Annotated in this window: 13 protein-coding genes and 1 riboswitch; of the genes, 5 read left to right on the forward strand and 8 right to left on the reverse strand. The window is 64.0% G+C overall.

Features of this window, described 5'->3' with window-relative positions; genetic code table 11:
- Positions 1-34: 34 nt before the first annotated feature.
- The 3 genes from thiS to ACQR1W_RS22120 all read right to left on the reverse strand — a co-directional run bounded on the left by thiS (position 35) and on the right by ACQR1W_RS22120 (position 2335).
- Complete coding sequence (thiS, locus tag ACQR1W_RS22110; protein WP_434852768.1) at positions 35-232, reverse strand: sulfur carrier protein ThiS; 198 nt, start codon at positions 230-232, stop codon at positions 35-37.
- Positions 223-1239 carry an FAD-dependent oxidoreductase gene (locus ACQR1W_RS22115; protein ID WP_434852769.1) on the reverse strand — a complete coding sequence of 339 codons (1017 nt, stop codon included), beginning with the start codon at positions 1237-1239 and terminating at the stop codon, positions 223-225. Before ACQR1W_RS22115 ends, thiS begins: the two co-directional genes overlap by 10 nt.
- Positions 1227-1336, reverse strand: a riboswitch (TPP riboswitch). It overlaps the preceding gene by 13 nt.
- 63 nt (positions 1337-1399) lie before the next feature.
- A complete protein-coding gene (locus ACQR1W_RS22120; RefSeq protein ID WP_434852770.1) occupies positions 1400-2335 on the reverse strand; it encodes a transglycosylase SLT domain-containing protein in 936 nt (311 codons plus the stop codon).
- Positions 2336-2542: 207 nt separating this feature from the next.
- Between ACQR1W_RS22120 and ACQR1W_RS22125 the strand changes: the two genes are divergently transcribed.
- Both ACQR1W_RS22125 and ACQR1W_RS22130 read left to right on the forward strand, forming a co-directional pair.
- Positions 2543-4039 carry a hypothetical protein gene (locus tag ACQR1W_RS22125; RefSeq protein ID WP_434852771.1) on the forward strand — a complete coding sequence of 499 codons (1497 nt, stop codon included), beginning with the start codon at positions 2543-2545 and terminating at the stop codon, positions 4037-4039.
- A 530-nt stretch (positions 4040-4569) separates the two neighbouring features.
- Positions 4570-5100 carry a PRC-barrel domain-containing protein gene (locus ACQR1W_RS22130; protein ID WP_434852772.1) on the forward strand — a complete coding sequence of 177 codons (531 nt, stop codon included), beginning with the start codon at positions 4570-4572 and terminating at the stop codon, positions 5098-5100.
- 148 nt (positions 5101-5248) lie between these two features.
- Here the strand turns inward: ACQR1W_RS22130 and ACQR1W_RS22135 are convergent, their stop codons facing one another.
- Positions 5249-6568, reverse strand: a complete 1320-nt coding sequence (locus ACQR1W_RS22135) for an ATP-binding protein (protein ID WP_434852773.1) — start codon at positions 6566-6568, stop codon at positions 5249-5251.
- 186 nt (positions 6569-6754) lie between these two features.
- Complete coding sequence (locus ACQR1W_RS22140) at positions 6755-7498, reverse strand: response regulator (protein ID WP_434852774.1); 744 nt, start codon at positions 7496-7498, stop codon at positions 6755-6757.
- 341 nt (positions 7499-7839) lie between these two features.
- Between ACQR1W_RS22140 and ACQR1W_RS22145 the strand changes: the two genes are divergently transcribed.
- Entirely contained in the window at positions 7840-8478 is a 639-nt protein-coding gene (locus ACQR1W_RS22145) for a GNAT family N-acetyltransferase (RefSeq protein ID WP_434852775.1), read from the forward strand.
- Positions 8479-8545: 67 nt separating this feature from the next.
- Here the strand turns inward: ACQR1W_RS22145 and ACQR1W_RS22150 are convergent, their stop codons facing one another.
- Positions 8546-9763, reverse strand: a complete 1218-nt coding sequence (locus ACQR1W_RS22150; protein ID WP_434852776.1) for an ABC transporter substrate-binding protein — start codon at positions 9761-9763, stop codon at positions 8546-8548.
- A gap of 666 nt (positions 9764-10429) precedes the next feature.
- Between ACQR1W_RS22150 and ACQR1W_RS22155 the strand changes: the two genes are divergently transcribed.
- On the forward strand, positions 10430-11968 hold the full coding sequence (locus tag ACQR1W_RS22155) for a porin (protein ID WP_434852777.1): 1539 nt from the start codon (positions 10430-10432) through the stop codon (positions 11966-11968).
- 124 nt (positions 11969-12092) lie between these two features.
- Here ACQR1W_RS22155 and ACQR1W_RS22160 read toward each other — a convergent pair whose 3' ends face one another.
- A complete protein-coding gene (locus ACQR1W_RS22160; RefSeq protein WP_434852778.1) occupies positions 12093-13727 on the reverse strand; it encodes a DUF4403 family protein in 1635 nt (544 codons plus the stop codon).
- 461 nt (positions 13728-14188) lie between these two features.
- Complete coding sequence (locus ACQR1W_RS22165) at positions 14189-14887, reverse strand: L,D-transpeptidase (RefSeq protein WP_434852779.1); 699 nt, start codon at positions 14885-14887, stop codon at positions 14189-14191.
- Positions 14888-15207: 320 nt separating this feature from the next.
- Between ACQR1W_RS22165 and ACQR1W_RS22170 the strand changes: the two genes are divergently transcribed.
- Complete coding sequence (locus ACQR1W_RS22170; protein ID WP_008967496.1) at positions 15208-16263, forward strand: glycosyltransferase family 4 protein; 1056 nt, start codon at positions 15208-15210, stop codon at positions 16261-16263.
- Positions 16264-16380 lie beyond the last annotated feature (117 nt).

Consider the following 16380-nt stretch of genomic DNA (forward strand, 5'->3'; position numbering starts at 1 on the left):
GTGTGACGTGCGAGCGAGTGTCCCATCACGATCATCACCCTCCCTGCCGCGGGGTGATGATCTCGATCTCGTCGCCGGCCTTCAGCGCCGTCTCGGCCCAGCGGCTTTTCGGCACCACGTCGTAGTTCAGCGCGATGGCGAAATGGGTGCCTTCGTAGTCGAGCTCGCTGAGCAGCGCGGCGACCGAGGTCGACGAGATGTCGCGCGCCTCGCCGTTGACGGTCACACGCATCGCATCACCTCATTGTCGATCTGGCCGTGCGCGACATAGTTCAGCGTCGCCTGCGCCAGCGCCGGCGCGATCAGGAAGCCGTGGCGATAGAGGCCGTTGACGCGGATTTCGTGCCCGTCCTTGATGGTGATGCGGGGCAGATTGTCGGGATAGGCGGGACGCAGGCCGGAGCCGAATTCGAGAATGCGCGCCTCGCCGAAGGCGGGGTGTACCGAATAGGCCGCGCCCAAAAGCTCCAGCGCCGAGCGCAAGGAGACGCCGGTGTCCTCGGCCTCGAGCGAGGTCGCGCCCAGCATGAACAGATTGTCGGCGCGCGGGATCAGATAGAGCGGCCAGCGCGGATGCATCAGCCGCACCGGCCGCGCAAGCTGCACCTCCGAGGTCTCGATCAGGATCATCTCGCCCTTGACGCCGCGCAGCTCCGGCTCGAGGTCGCGTGCGTCCAGCCCGCGGCAATCGATCACCAGCCCCTCAAGATCATCAGCCGTGACATCGCTGTTGAACTTGATGACGCCGCCGGCTTCGATAATGCGCTGGTGCAGCTTGGGCAGCACGCGGCGCGGCTCGACATGACCCTCGGTCGGATAGAACAGGCCTTCGCGGAAGCGGCCTTCCAGTGACGGCTCGAGCGCGACGAGTTGTGCCGCATCGAGCCGCTGATAGCCCGAGGTGCGGCGGGCGAAGCGCTCATAGTCGGCGCGGTCGCGCGCGTGGGCGATCACCAGCGAGCCGTTGAACGGTGTGTCGGGCAGCTCGCGGCGCCACAGCTCGAGCGAGGCGAGGCCAAGCCGGCTGATGACGGGTTCCGAGATCTCGCTCTCGCAATAGGGCGCCAGCATGCCGCCGGCCCAATGGCTGGTTGAGAGCATCAGGTCGGCATCGCTGCGCTCGTGCAGCGTGACGGCGTGACCCGCTTTGGCAAGCAGCAAAGCCTGCCAAGCACCGGCAATGCCCGCGCCGATGATGGAAACGGGGGAATCCCCGCGCGTAATTCTGTTCTGCTGCATCCCTGTCCCTTCGCCGGCATGACCCGGATCAGGTTCAAAGGGTCACCGCACCTACTGCGGTATCTCAGCTCCCCTCGGAGCTCCCCTCGGAACGGCGCTAATGTAGACCGATCGCTGCGTCTGTCAACGGACTGTCATGCATGCGGGAACCGCAGAGCGGCTATTTGGCCGCTCCGGCAGACGCATGCTTTGCAGGCTTGGCCGGCAGCGCCTGGGCGACGTGCTTCAGGCTCGCGAGCTTGGGCGTGATATCGAGTGGGGCATGGAGGCGCTCGGGCCTGCCCGCGGGCAGCGCGTCAGCGAGCCGCTGGCGCTTGGCGACTTCGTAGTAGCCTTTGGCGAAATAATGCACGGCGCGATCATGATCGCCATTGGCGGCCCGATAGGCGCCGGCGAGATACTTCACGCCGTAGGTCAGGTTGGTGTTGGGATCGTGCAGGCCCTGCGCATCGCCGGTGTAGCCGAGCCCGCGCGCGGTGCCGAGCTTGATCTGCATCAGCCCGATGCAGCCGCAGCTGCCGACCAGGTCCTTTTGATATTTGCTTTCGCGCACGATCACCCGGTGCACCAGCGCCTCCGGCACATTGTTGGCCTTGGCGTGGACGGCGACCAGGGCGTCGATCTGCGGGTGACCGGTGTTCATATGCGCGGGCTTGACCTCGGCCGCCTTCTGGTCGGCGTCGGTGCGTGCGGCGGCGTCGTCGGCCCTCTCGGTCGCGTTGGCGTCGGCCGATTGCGTCCCGTTGGCGACTGCGTCCGGCGCGGCTGCGTCGGCCGTCTCGGAAGCTGGGGCGCTTGCCAGCGACGTAGATGAGGATGAGATCTCGGCCGTGCTGACGGCCTCGACGGCCTCCGCCTCGCGTGCTGTCTTTGTCACCCCCGTCGTGGTCGGGACCTTGCGCGACGACGTCTGCGCACTGGCGGTCTTGGCATGTGCCAGTTTGACGGGGGCTGCAACTGCGGCCTTCGCCGCATTGGTCTTGCCCGTCTTGGTAGCAGTCTCGGCCGGGGCGCTTGCATCTTCTGCCGCGTTGGCCGGCGCAGCACCTGCGATCGCGAGGCCTGCGAGCCAGGCCGACAGCACAAGACGTTTCATCGTTCAGGATCCCCCGAGAACACCCGCGACGCAGCCCCTGGCGGGCATTAATAGTTTACGCACCGTAATTGGCGCAATCGCCGGGCGAGAATATGGCGAAAATCCGGCGCCCCGTCCCGTTCCTGATAAAGGATGGCGACGGATTTACCCCGAATTAGAGCGGGCATGATTGGCTTCGCCGCGGTTTCGTCCAGGGGTCCTCGCGCGATGACGCTCTCTGTTACCCATACCGACGCGATGGCTCAGCCGGCGCGCGGGTTGTTACCGCTCTGGGTCGGCGCGGGCGTCTATGCCTTGCTGCTGATCTCCGGCAACCGCCTGCTCAACGACCCCGATACGCTTTGGCAGATCACGGTCGGGCATTGGATCCTCGATCATCACGCGGTGCCGACCACCGACGTCTATTCCTTCACCATGCGCGGGGCGCCGTGGATCTCCACGCAGTGGCTGGCGCAGGTCGCCTATGCCGAGGCCTATGCGGCTGCCGGCTGGACCGGGCCCGTGGTGCTGGCGGCGTCCGCGATTGCGCTGGCCTTCGCGCTGTTCGCCCGCTTTCTCAACCGTCATCTGCGCGAGAGCACGACGCTGGTCTTCGTGGTGGCGGCGCTGCTGCTGACGCTGCCGCACCTGTTGGCGCGACCGCATGTGCTGGCGTTTCCGCTGCTGGTGGCATGGATCGCAGGACTGATCGAGGCCGCCGATCGCGGCCGCGCACCACCGTTTTCCCTCGTGCTGCTGATCGCGCTATGGGCCAATCTGCATGGCGGCTTCGTGTTCGGCCTGATGTTCATCGCGCCCGCGGCGCTGGATGCGGTGATCAATGCCGAACCTGCGGAGCGCCGCGCTCTCGCGCTGCGCTGGGCGGCCTTCGCCGCACTCGCGCTGCTCGCAAGCTGCGTCACACCCTATGGCTGGAACGCGCTGCTCGCCTCGCAGAAGATTCTCTCGCTCGGCGCCGCGCTGCCGTTGATCGTGGAGTGGAAGCCTGCGGATTTCGGCGGCCTCGGCCCGTTCGAGATCTGCCTGCTGCTGGCGATCGGCTTTTCTCTCTTATATGGCGTGCGCCTGCCGCCGATCCGGATCCTGATGCTGCTCGGGCTGCTGCATATGGCGCTGGCACAGGGCCGCGCCGCCGAGATCCTGGCCCTGGTCGGGCCGCTCGTGCTCGCCGCCCCCTTGGCGCGGCAGATGGAAAGCGCGGCGAATGACGCAGGCAGCGCAGCCGGCACGCCGCCGCGCTGCGCTGCAGGTATTGCCGTCATGCTCACGCTGATCGCGGCAACCATCGCCTCGGCCACGCTGCTTCATTTCGCACCGAACACCCGCGGCACGCCGGTGGCCGCGGTGACCGAGCTGAAGAAGCTGCATCTGACCCGCGTTCTCAACGACTATGATTTCGGCGGCTACCTGATCGCCTCGGGCGTTGCGCCCTTCATCGATGGCCGCACCGAGCTCTACGGCGAAAAATTCTTCGTCGACCACAACGCGGCCTCCGGCCTCATGGAGCCGGACAATCTGTTTCGGCTGCTGAAGGACTACGATATCGAGGCGACGTTGTTGCGGACCCAGAGCGCGGCGACCAAGCTGCTCGACCACAGCGACGGGTGGCAGAAGATCTATGCCGACGACATCGCAACCATCCATGTGCGCAACGCGGCCGCTCTTCACAGCATGGAACCACCAGTCGAGCCGGAACGCCATTAGTTCCGATTGTCATTAGTTCCATTAGCTGATGCCGAAAACATGAGGCACTGCGTCGCACGTTTTACAACGTCGTGAAAAAGCCGCGGTCCGGCCGTATCGTTGATCAAGCTTCTTTAGACAGCAAAACTTACTCATCAAATCTTGTGCCGGGAGGGAGTGCGTCATGACCAGGTCATCCGCCGATCTGTCGAACAGCAGTCTTTATTCGAGTTTTGCGCGACCTTTCGCGGAACTGCCCCGCAACAACCCCTGTGCCCAGTGCGGGACCCCCATCGCATTACCTGAGTGGGTCGAGCGAACGGAGACCGGCGCGGCCTATCTCTGGCATTGCAGCGCATGTGACTACCGCTTTGAAGCGGTCGCAGTCTTTCCCGATGCCCGTAGCAGGCCCCGTGCACTCGCGGCTTGAGACGTGGATGCGTGCGGCGCACTAAGGCTTGTGCGTTGCTTTGCGAAATAAGGGGTTTCCGGGGAACACTGACCGGCTATTGCAGTTTTCTCGTCACCATTTACTGAGAGGGAGACTTCAGATGGTGATGAAGATTGTTGCGGCCGGCCTTGCCGGCTCGTTGCTAGTTGCGAGCGCGGCCTTCGCCGCGGAAACCTCGACCACCACGACGACGACGGTTCGCGGCGATACGACTGCGGCCTCCTACCAGGGCGACTGGCGTGCTTCGAAGCTCTCCGGCGTCAAGGTCTACAACAACAACAATGAAAATATCGGCTCGATCGACGATCTCGTGACCGACAAGGAAGGGCGGATCAAGGCGGTCGTGGTCGGCGTCGGCGGCTTCCTCGGCATGGGCCAGCATCTGGTCGCGATCCCGTTCGACCAGGTGAAGTTCTCCGATCAGCCGGTTGCCGCGAACACGGCGTCTACCGCACCGGCCTCGGGCAACACATCGCCCACGACCCCGCCTTCGAGCACCACCACGGGCGCGGCGACCGGCACCACCTCGTCGAGCACCTCGCACGCGAGCCACTGGTATCCGGATCACGCGATGGTCAACGCGACCAAGGATCAGCTGAAGCAGATGCCCGAGTTCAAGTACTCGGAGTAATTTCGTCAGATCGTTCCAGTTAGATAGAGACAGCGCGCTCGGCTTTGCCGGGCGCGCTTTCTTCATCGTTGGCCAGCCGATCGAGGTGACCGCAAACTCAGACTTGGTCAAGAAGTCAAACTTGGCGCGATGCCGACGGTCGTGGCGATCACGCCGCGGGGCGGAGGCGCTTCTGCTGCGCAGGAAGGCTGATCCGGACGATCAGTCCGTGCGGCCTGCGATCGTGCAACGACAGCTCGCCGCCATGTGCCATCACGATCGATTTTGCGATCGAGAGCCCCAGTCCAAAACCGGTCGCCTCGTCCATGTTGCGGGCATCATCGCCGCGCACGAACGGCTCCAGCATCTGCGGCTTCTGCGCGTCCGAAATGCCGGGCCCGTCATCCTCGACATCTATGATCAACACGTCGGGCGCGAGCGCAAGGCGGATGACGGTTTCTGCTCCGTACTTGACGGCGTTCTCGACCAGGTTGGTGACGGTGCGCAACAGATCGTCGGGCCGCACGGTGGCCATGGCGTGGTCGGGCCCGGCATAGCACACCTTGTGTCCCATGTCGGTGAACTGATCGGCGACGAGCTGCAGGATGCTTGCGACCTCCACCAGCGTCATCGGTTCAAGCTTGCGGCCGTAGCGCAGGAAGGACAGCACCGAGCCGAGCATCGCATGCATCTGGTTGAGATCGGCGAGCATGCGGCTGCGCTGGATTTCATCCTCGACGAATTCGCAGCGCAGCCGCATGCGCGTCAGTGGCGTGCGCAGGTCGTGGCTGATGGCGGCCAGCATCTTGGTCCGGTCGTCGATCAGCGACGTGATGCGCTGGCGCATCCGATTGAGTGCGCGCGCCAGGGAGCGGATTTCCTCCGGCCCGCGCTCGGGCAGCAGAGCGGCCTCGCCGTCCAGGCTGAAGCTTTCGGCGGCCTTGGAGAATGAGCTCAAGGGCGCGGTCAGGGCGCGCGCCGCCCACAAGCCGAGCAGGGTGATGCTGATCAGCGCGAACATCACCGTCGTGAGCCAGGGACTGCCCCAGAACGGCGGCCGGTGCGGGCGATTGCCGAACTTTGCGGAGATCATGCTGCCGTCAGGAAAGGCGACGATCGCGCCCTGCCTGTCGCCGCCGAGCGGGAAGACTTCGTAACCAGGCCCAAGCTGCCGAAATCCATGAAAGGGCGGCCGTGGTCCGGCGCCGCTCGGCACCGGCCCTGAATAGTCCTTGATATCGAAATCCGGAAAGGCGCGCGCGACGTCTGCCATCACCCGGGGCCGTTCGGACACAGCCGCGTGGCTGACAATCTGGACCACGGTGGCGAGCTGAAATGGTCCGAATTCGTTTTCCGGCTCCCGCTGCTCCGCGTGCTGGATGACGAAGACGGCGGTAATGATGAGGTGAATCGCGACGATCGAGGCTGCCACCAGCGCCGTGATCTGGCTGCGAATTCCCGTCAGCTTGAGAAAGCTAATCAGCTTCATGGCGGGTGCTTGCGGCTTGCTCTCGATGGCGTAGTCCCTCTACTCTCTCCGCATCTTCGTTCCCGGGACGTCAAATCGAAAGGCGGTACCTGACTTGGTTCTTTAGTACCTTATTGTCGATTCCGAAGTTGGCGCAACTGTGTTGCGGCCATAACCAGCCTGGGAAACCGGGCGAAGCATGCTCCGTCAGTGGCTTTGCGCCACGGCCGTCACCACCTCGACCACGGGCGTGAACATATAGCCGCCGGAGCGCACGGTCTTGATCATGGTGGCTTCCTGCGGATCCGGCTCGATCTTGCGGCGGATGCGGCTGACCAGCACGTCGATCGAGCGCTCGAATGATCCGGCGCTGCGGCCTTGCGTCAGGTCCAGCAGACTGTCGCGCGACAACACGCGGCCGGGCCGCTCGCAGAAGGTCCGCAACAGGTCGAACTCGGCGCTGGTCATCGCGACCCGTGCGCCTTCCGGGTTGCGCAATTCGCGCAGGCGGAAGTCGATCTTCCAGCCGAGGAATGTCAGTGCAGATGCACCTTCCGTCGCGCTCGCCGTGATCGCCGCGGCCTGCCGGCGCAGCACCGCATTGATGCGGGCAAGCAGTTCGCGCGGATTGAAGGGTTTTGGCAGGTAGTCGTCCGCGCCCATCTCCAGCCCGAGGATGCGGTCGACGTCCTCGCCGCGCGCGGTGAGCATGATGATCGGCACCTGCGATTCCGCGCGGAGCTTGCGGCACAGTGTCAGGCCGTCTTCGCCCGGCAGCATCACGTCGAGAATCAGCAGGTCGACGCGGTGGTCGCCCATGATCCGGCTCATCTCGCGGCCGTCGGTCGCGGTGGTCACGTTGCAGGAATTGTTGCGCAGATATTTCGCGATCAGCGTCCGCGTCTCGCGGTCGTCCTCGACGACAAGGATGTGGGGCGGTGTCTGAGCCATGGCTCACCATTGACCTAAAATTGCGCCGGATTGCGAAGAATTTTGTTACGGATTGTTTCCGTACGGCGGCTCGCAACGTTTTATCTGGCGGCAGATAACAGGCTGCGTCCATTCGTTGCCAGGATGAGGTGCGCCACGTCAACCCTATCGCGGCAGGCTTGGGCGTTCACCTTAACAGTCGGACATGATCGTCGTCTCGGCCCGCGGCCTCTGACTCACACGTGCAGATCTGCCGCCTGATGCATCAGCCGATCTCTATTGCCAGCGGCGCCGCCGCATGATGCTACCGCGACGGATGCGGATCGGTATGATGGCCCAGCTCGCATATGATGGAAGCTGACATGCTGACCGTCCGGCCATTCCGCGCTGACGATCTCGATGCGCTCTATAGGATCTCGCTCGCAACCGGCCTTGCCGGCGACGATGCCTCCCATCTCTATGCCGATCCCAAGCTGATCGGCCACATCTATTCGGCGCCCTACGCTCTGCTCGAACCAGACCTGGCGTTTGTCGTCGAAGACCAGGATGGCGTCGCCGGGTTCGCGGTCGGCACGGCCGATACGATCGCATGGGAAGACCGGCTCGAACGGCTGTGGTGGCCTTCGCTTCGCGAGCAATATGCCTTGTTGCCTCAGTCCGACCCGGCAAGCCGAAGCGATGATCAGCGCCGGATCGCGATGATTCATCGCCCCGCACCGACCCCGGCTGCGGTCTCCAGCGGCTTCCCGGCGCATCTGCATCTGAACCTGCTGCCGCGTCTGCGCGGACGCGGCATGGGCGCGCGCCTCCTCCATCATTGGCTGGCCGCTCTCGGCCGCCATGGAGCAAAGGCAACACATGTCGCGGTCAATCGCGCCAATTCGCGCGCGCTGCAGTTCTGGAACAGAATGGGCTTTCGCGATCTGCCGCTGGAGAGCTTGCCGGAAGGGCGCACGATCTGGATGGGACGGCCGTCGGCCGGCCGCGCGTGCAAAGAATAAGCGCGCCCGTTTGTCGGGCGCGCTGATCCGCGATCCTGTCATCCAGCGGCGATCGCCGCCGGGCCGCTCAGTTCGTCTTCACCAGCGGGCAGCCGCCTTTGTCGAGCGGGCGGAACGCCTCGTCGCCGGGCACCGTCGCGATCAGCTTGTAGAGGTCCCACTCGCCTTTGGACTCCGAGGGCTTCTTGACCTCGAACAGATACATGTCGTGCACCATGCGGCCGTCGATGCGGATCTTGCCGTTCTTGGCGAAGAAGTCGTTGACCGGCGTCGCGCGCATCTGCTCCATCACCTTCGGCGCCTCGTCGGTGCCGATCGCCTCGATCGCCTTCAGGTAATGCATCGTGGCCGAATATAGTCCCGCCTGGATCATCGTCGGGATGTGCCCGACGCGGTCGTCGAAGCGCTTGGAGAAGGCGCGGGTCTCATCGTTCATATCCCAGTAGAATCCGTCGGTGACGATGAGCCCCTGGGTCGCATTGATCCCGAGCGAATGCGTATCAGTGATCTCCTGCAGCAATGCGATCATCTTCTGGCCGGCCTGGGTGATCCCGAATTCGGAGGCCTGCTTCAACGCGTTCTGGGTGTCGCCGCCGGCATTGGCGAGCGCCACGACCTTGGCCTTGGAGGCCTGCGCCTGCAGCAGGAAGGACGAGAAATCCGAATTGTTGAGCGGATGGCGCACGTCGCCGAGCACCTTGCCGCCGCTCTCCTTGACCACGTTGGCAGCGTCGCGCTGCAGCGCCTGGCCGAATGCATAGTCTGCGGTGATGAAGAACCAGGTGTCCTCGCCGCGCTTGACCATCGCCTTGCCGGCGACGTTGGAGAGCGCATAGGTATCGTAGGTCCAGTGAACCGTGTTCGGCGAGCATTGACTACCGGTGATGTCGGAGGAGCCGCCGCCGGAATTGATGTTGATCTTGTTCTTCTCGCGCGTCAGCGCCGAGACCGGCAGCGCGACCGAGGAGGTCGGGACGTCGAAGATGGCGTCGACCTTTTCGTTGTCATACCAGTTGCGCGCGATGTTGACGCCGACGTCCGGCTTGTTCTGGTGGTCGGCCGAGACCACGACGACCGGTTTGCCCCTGACCTTGGCGCCGTAGTCCTCCACGGCCATCTGCACCGCCGCGAGCGAGCCCTTGCCGGTGGCGTCGGCATAAAGGCTGGACATGTCCGTGAGCACGCCGATCTTGACGACATCGTCGGAAATGCTCTGCGCCTGGGCCGGCGCGCACAAGGCGGCAAGCGCAAACGTGGCGATGACGGCTTGGGCCGTGGATTTCATGTGCTTCTCCCTGATGTGCTCTTCTTGAATGTTTTGGCCGAGCAGCCAGGATTTTAGCCGGCCTCGAGGTTCCGTGCAAAGCCAAACGGTCGGCAATACGCCCGGCGCCACCTGAAGCGGCTCCGACATCTGCCATTGTCCGGCTCCGCGGGGAGCCGCCCGCGCTCGGTGCAGATCGGCAACCTCCCGGAATCCGGGCGCCAGCTGAGCGTCCTCATGTGACAAGGCGTTTGTGTTGCGCCTTGTGCTCCGGCGCGCAACTCGCGAATCGGTCGCGTGGCAGGTTGTGGCGGTATCGTTTTCCTACAAACGAGTTGTCAGCTTTTCAAATTCGCTGAATTGGTCAGTGTTGTTAGTTAGTGATCCACTCGCGTCATCTGCGAATAGGCGCAGGAAGACTCCATTCATGGTAGTAAGGCATGCGCTGCTGCATGACGTTGTTGCGTAGATCGCGCGCATGTTTCCGTTTTCGCGATTTGTTGATCGCAATGTTTCAGGCGTAACGGCTTCGCTATTTTATATGATGGTTATCATTTGATAAATAAGGCCACATTTCGCGCAGGTGCTGTCCGAAAGGTGGGGGAGTGCAGGCACGGAGTTCGCTGAGCAAGAGGCGGGCGCGCGGGGGTTCGCGCGGATCGCCGATCAAGTTGGAGATTTTCTCAAATGAAGACGATTCGGGGCCTGCTTCTGGGTTCAGGAGCAGTGATATTTGCGGCTGCGGGGGCTCAAGCTGCCGACCTTCCTTTGAAGGCCAAGGCGGTCGAATATGTGAAGGTGTGCTCGCTCTACGGAGCGGGATTCTATTACATTCCGGGAACCGACACCTGCATCAAGCTCGGCGGCTATCTGCGTGCCGAGACGGCGCTGTGGACCAACAGCAACTATGGCGGCGCCTACAACGCGCAGGCCGGCGCCCAGAACCGCCTGAGCAACCACTATCAGGCCCGCTCGCGTGAAGATTTCAACATCGACACGCGGACCGCGACCGAATATGGCGTGGTGCGCACCTATTTCGATGCGGTGTTCACCTGGACCTCGGGCACCTATAGCGGCGTCGGCAACGGCGCGACCCAGTATTCGACCGGCGCAGCCAATTCGGCCGGCCTGACCTCGTTCAACAATCTCAGCAATGACGGCATCTCGGGCGGTACGCTCGGTGTCTATTATGCCTTCATCCAGTTCGCCGGCTTCACGATGGGTAAGGCGGTGTCGCAGTTCGACGCGCCCTGGACCAACTATCCGTCCAACAATTTCGACGGCCTCGTCGGCGGCGGCGGCACCGTCAACGGTGTCAATCAGTTCACCTATACGGCTGACTTCGGCCAGGGGATCACCGCGGCGATCTCGGCGGAGGATCAGGCTCAGTTCTTCACCAGCAACATCTGGAACACGTCCGGCATCACCGCGAGCGGCGTGCTGAGCGGAACCTACGGGTTGAACGCCATCGGCGGCACCGTCGCGCCCGACATCATCGGCATGGTGCGCGTCGACCAGGCCTGGGGCCTGTTCCAGGCGTCGTTCGCCGCGCATGACAACCACGCGGCCTACAACGGCGTGACCGAAAGCACCGGTCACCCCGAAGACAAATGGGGCTGGGCTGCGCAGCTCGCTCTGTCGATCAAGAACATCCCGACCGGCGCCGGCGATACGCTCAATATCCAGGGCGTCTATACGGATGGTGCGAGCCGCTACAACTTCCAGAGCTTGGCCAATACTTCCTACGCGATGTATGGCGGCTCGAACTTCGCCTATCAGAGCATCGGCTTCGCCGGCGTGGCTGATGCGGTGTTTGCGCCCGGCCGCGGTCTCTCCACCGTGCAGACCTGGGGCATGCGTGGCGGCTACACCCACAACTGGGATCCGCACTGGAACAGCGGCCTCTACGGCGCCTATGCCCAGGTGCGCTATGGCAGCACCGGCTCCGCGCTGGTCTGCGCCGGCATTGCCGCGAGCGGCGTGCTGTCCGCCGGTTCGACCTGCAACCCGGACTTCAATCTGGCTCAGATCGGCCTGATCACGCGTTGGACCCCGGTGAAGAACCTGACCTTCTCGGCCGATGTGACCTACAGCCATCTCGACCAGAAGTTCTCCGGCACGGCGATCGCACCGACGGTGGCGAGCGTTGCCAAGCCGGCAGCCACTTACGAGCTCAAGGACCAGGACACCGTGAGCTTACTGCTCCGCGCTCAGCGGAATTGGTGAAGTTGACCTGTTAAACCTCCAACACACCACGGACCTCCGGCGATGCCCCGCCGGAGGTTTGGGTCGTTTGCGGGATGCGCAACGCGACTCGGTCTTTATTTCTGCTCGGTCGACGATATCTCGCCTACAGCGCCGGCAGCGCATTGATGCGGACGGTCATCGTCCCCTCTGCCGAGGCGATCACGCGAAGAACAGTCGCGTCGAAGGCGATATCGGTCAAAGTCAGATTGTTGATGTCGGTGTCGACACGGATGCTGCTGTCGTTCTTCTGAAACTCGGCAATCGAGGCGCCGATCCGCTCGCGCAGATTGTCCGCGAACGGTTTCAGGTCGATCACGGATTTTTCCAGCAGCGCCTGCTGCAGATGCGGCACCGCGGCGCGCGCGGCGGCACCCAATAGCCCGAACGCGGCATCCGACTCGACCGCGAGCTGCAGGTCGGCCAGTTGCAGGATCTGGCGGTTCTGATCGAGCAGCGGGCGGCCCCAGATGTGCAGGGTGGCGTCGGCGCCGAAGCCGAGGAAGCTGGTCTTCTCCTTGGCCCTGACCTGGAGCGAGATCAAAAGCCGATTGCCCGACGGTGTGACGCTCGCATGCTTGACGGTGACCGCGACCTGACCCGAGCCGTCCTCCGGAAAGGTGCGGCCGGCCAGCTGGCTGTCCACCAGCTTGTTCAGCTCCGTGAACGGCACATCGATCGGCACGGCGACACTGACACCGCCCGATGTCGGCGGGATCACGCTGATCTTGTCCGGGAACGGGCAGTCGGGCTTGGTCTCGGTCGGCGTCACCCGCGTCTCCGCCTCGATCCCGATCACGGCAGTCACGGCATTGGCGTCGACAGTGGGCTGTGCCGCGAGCGCGCGCGTCGGCTTGATCTCGAGCCAGACGGCGGGCAGGCCGGGCGCGGAGCCCTGCAGCGGCACCGAGCGGCAGGCCCTGATCCATTGCGCACGCGCGTTGCGCATCAGGGTCTGGTCCTTGCGGATCCGCTCGGCGAGCTGGTTGAGCTGTTCGCCCACGGTCTTGTCGATCACGGGCTTGACCTGGGCCGGCACGTTGACGCGGGCGCCGGCGACCGACAGCGTGGTGTCGCCGAGATTGACCTGGGCGCCGAAATTGGGCTCCAGAAACCACCCCGCTGCCAGGCGCGGCCGCATGCTGATGATCACATTGCCCTTGATCTCTGCGGTTGCGTTCAGGTTCTTGATGTTGATGGCGCCGACCTTGTTGGCGGCGTCGGCGCCCAGCAGGCTGCCGATGGCATCACTGACCGCCCCGGTCGCTTTCCCCGACAGCGATCCCGTGACGTTGAGCTTGCCGGTCAGGGGCGTCGCCAGCGACAGCGTATCCTGGGTGCCGGTGGCGGCGATCGCGCCGCGCGAGGCGGTCCAGCCGATATCGGCATTCTGCAAGAGCTGAGCGGCCGGATTGTCCGCCTTGCCGGCGAAGCTGCGCGGTGTGGCCTTCTCGGCGACGTCGCGGATCGTGCTCAAGGCAATCGACACCGGCGCCATGATGATCGAGTTTTTCGTGACCGGTGGTAGCGGCGTGAGCGCGGCGATCGGCGGCGTCGGCGTCGTGCGGCCGATCGATATCAGCTCCAGCGCGATGACCCCGACCAGAACCAGCGCGGTGGCTCCGGCTGCCACCGTCAGGATGAGCTTGAGCCGTCCCGGAGCGCCCGGTGGCCGCTGGGACCTGGGCGCGAGCGGATGCGGCTTGCGCTGCCAATCGGGGCGCGGCGTCGGGGGCTTCATGTTGGTCTCAAATCTCCGCCGGATCACAGGCGACCGCTGGCTCTCTGGCTCCGGGCTCGCGGCAGCGCACGTCAGCCGGAACGAGATCCGTTGGGTCGAACGAGCAAGTTTATAGGGGGGAGGACGGCGGCGCCAGACCGGCCGGGCGCGGGATCCGGGTCAATCGGCCGTGATGGGACGAGGTCCGCGTTTCGACATATTTGGCAACAGGCGGCGGTTGGTCCGGCGTGCGTCATGGCCACATTTGCAGCGCCAACCTCGCCGTTATCTGCCGTCCTTTCCGGGGCAGCCCGCGCGACAAAATGGCAAAGCCATTTTGTGCGGAGGGCTGAGCCCGTAATCTCGAGATTCTCAGGTGCGCGCACCTGAGTTCGATGCTGTCGCATCGTCCCGGAATGACGGTGAAGCGGGCCAGGTCTCGCGCTTGTGACGCAGCAAGACTAACAACACCGGCAAGGCTCTCAGCGCACCGCCTTGCCGAGATCGGCGCGGCGCTCCATCGGCAGCACGATCACCTTGGTGCCGACATTGACGCGCGAATAGAGGTCGATCACGTCCTGATTGGTGAGGCGAATGCAGCCGGACGACACGTGCGTGCCGATCGTCTCCGGCGCGTTGGTGCCGTGGATGCGGTACACGGTGCCGCCGAGATACATCGCGCGCGCACCGAGCGGATTGCCGGGACCGCCGGCCATATGGCGCGGCAGATAGGGCTGGCGCGCGATCATCTCCGGCGGCGGGGTCCAGTCCGGCCACTCGGCCTTCTTGGTCACCGACTGCACGCCGGACCAGGTGAATCCGTCGCGGCCGACGCCGATGCCATAGCGGATCGCCCGGCCGCCTCCGGTGACGTAGTAGAGATAGGTGTTGGGCGTATCGATGATGACGGTACCCGGCGCCTCGCGCGTCGCGTAGCTCACAACCTGCCGGCGCAGCCGGGCAGGCAGTTCAGAGGCGGCGCCTTCATCTTCGGATGGTGTGATGATCTGGGGCGCTGCGGCCGGCGGCTCATAGGCGAGCGCGGGCGGCGGCAACAGGAACGGGAAGGGCAGGGCGGCCGGCGGCGCCGCCTGCGCGGGCGCGGAGACGGCGGCGATGCCAAGCGCAAATACATAGAGAACGATGCGGGACTGCGAACGGACTGCATCGATGCTGAGCATGGTCGTCCCCCTGTTTGATCGCCCTGATACCGGTTGTTGCCTGACCGGCTGGGCCGATGTCTCTGCCTGTTACCGCTGGTGGCGCATTGAGCCGCGCCTTAATGGCATCGAGCTTAGGGAACAAAGGTTTCGGCGTATTTGCATCGCATGCGAAAAACGGTTTCGCGGGCTTAACCGTTTGTTTCATGACGGTTTCGCGACAGATGGCACCCGACACAGCCGCAAAAAGATTCTTCAACAATTCGATGACGTCACACGTTTGAAATATCAATGTCGGATTTTGCGGCCGTTAAGAATCGTTGCAGCTTTCCGGAACGCTTATGCGGATTTTAATCGCGACCGATGCATGGCACCCGCAGGTGAACGGTGTAGTACGCACCCTGACCTCGCTGGCTCGTGCCGCTGAGACACTCGGCGCCGAGATCACCTTCCTGACGCCGGAGGGTTTCCCGTCGTTCCAGGTGCCGACCTATCCGGGCCTGCGGCTCGCGATTCCCAACCGGCGCGAGATTGCGCGGCGGATCGAGGAGGCCGCGCCCGAGGCGATTCATATCGCGACGGAAGGCACGATCGGCTGGGCCGCCCGCAGCTATTGCCTGCGCAACAAGCTCGCCTTCACCACCTCCTACACCACGCGCTTCCCTGAATATGTCTCGGTGCGCACCGGCATTCCCGACGCGGTCGGTTATTGGGTGATGCGCCGCTTCCACGACGCCGCCGCGATGACCATGGTCGCGACCAACTCGCTGAAGCAGGACCTTGGCCTCCGTGGCTTCAAGCGGCTCGGCTTCTGGACCCGCGGCGTCGACACCAACCTGTTCAATCCGGATGAGCCGGCCACGCTCGATTTGCCGCGGCCGGTGTTCATGACGGTCGGCCGCGTCGCGGTCGAAAAGAATCTCGAGGCGTTCCTGTCGCTCGATCTGCCGGGCTCCAAGGTTGTGATCGGCAACGGCCCGCAGAAGGAAGAGCTCGAACGCCGCTTCCCAAACGCGCATTTCCTTGGCGAGAAGACCGGCAAGGACCTGACCTCGCACATGGCGGCCGCCGACGTCTTCGTGTTTCCGAGCCTCACTGATACGTTCGGCGTGGTGCAACTGGAGTCGCTGGCCTGCGGCACGCCGGTCGCGGCGTTCCCGGTGACGGGTCCGCTCGATGTGATCGCCGACCATCCGATCGGCGCGATCGACAACGACCTGCGTGCGGCGTGTCTGCGTGCGCTGACCATGTCGCGTCAGACCTGCCGGGCGTTCGCCCTCGAGCGTTCCTGGGAAAACAGTGCACGTCAGTTCATCGGCAATCTGGCGGTGCTGCAGCCGAGCCGGGCGTTCCGGCCCGCCCGGGTTGTCACGGCGCAAAGTCCGGTACGCGGTTAGAGCATGATCCGGAAAAGTGGAAACCGGTTTTCCGAAAAGATCATGCTCAATCAAAGAGGTGAGATCATGATGCGATTTAATCGCAGCATGATCTCAAGGAACTTTCGCGTCCATAAA

Origin of the sequence: Bradyrhizobium sp. HKCCYLS1011 (assembly GCF_051167795.1) — a bacterium.
GTDB lineage: Bacteria > Pseudomonadota > Alphaproteobacteria > Rhizobiales > Xanthobacteraceae > Bradyrhizobium.

Coding starts and splice junctions, on each gene's coding strand:
- ACQR1W_RS22170 (WP_008967496.1), top strand. CDS start 15,208: ATGCGGATTTTAATCGCGACCGATGCATGGCACCCGCAGGTGAACGGT.
- ACQR1W_RS22145 (WP_434852775.1), top strand. CDS start 7,840: ATGCTGACCGTCCGGCCATTCCGCGCTGACGATCTCGATGCGCTCTAT.
- ACQR1W_RS22120 (WP_434852770.1), bottom strand. CDS start 2,335: ATGAAACGTCTTGTGCTGTCGGCCTGGCTCGCAGGCCTCGCGATCGCA.
- ACQR1W_RS22135 (WP_434852773.1), bottom strand. CDS start 6,568: ATGAAGCTGATTAGCTTTCTCAAGCTGACGGGAATTCGCAGCCAGATC.
- ACQR1W_RS22130 (WP_434852772.1), top strand. CDS start 4,570: ATGGTGATGAAGATTGTTGCGGCCGGCCTTGCCGGCTCGTTGCTAGTT.
- ACQR1W_RS22160 (WP_434852778.1), bottom strand. CDS start 13,727: ATGAAGCCCCCGACGCCGCGCCCCGATTGGCAGCGCAAGCCGCATCCG.
- ACQR1W_RS22150 (WP_434852776.1), bottom strand. CDS start 9,763: ATGAAATCCACGGCCCAAGCCGTCATCGCCACGTTTGCGCTTGCCGCC.
- ACQR1W_RS22125 (WP_434852771.1), top strand. CDS start 2,543: ATGACGCTCTCTGTTACCCATACCGACGCGATGGCTCAGCCGGCGCGC.
- thiS (WP_434852768.1), bottom strand. CDS start 232: ATGCGTGTGACCGTCAACGGCGAGGCGCGCGACATCTCGTCGACCTCG.
- ACQR1W_RS22155 (WP_434852777.1), top strand. CDS start 10,430: ATGAAGACGATTCGGGGCCTGCTTCTGGGTTCAGGAGCAGTGATATTT.
- ACQR1W_RS22165 (WP_434852779.1), bottom strand. CDS start 14,887: ATGCTCAGCATCGATGCAGTCCGTTCGCAGTCCCGCATCGTTCTCTAT.
- ACQR1W_RS22115 (WP_434852769.1), bottom strand. CDS start 1,239: ATGCAGCAGAACAGAATTACGCGCGGGGATTCCCCCGTTTCCATCATC.
- ACQR1W_RS22140 (WP_434852774.1), bottom strand. CDS start 7,498: ATGGCTCAGACACCGCCCCACATCCTTGTCGTCGAGGACGACCGCGAG.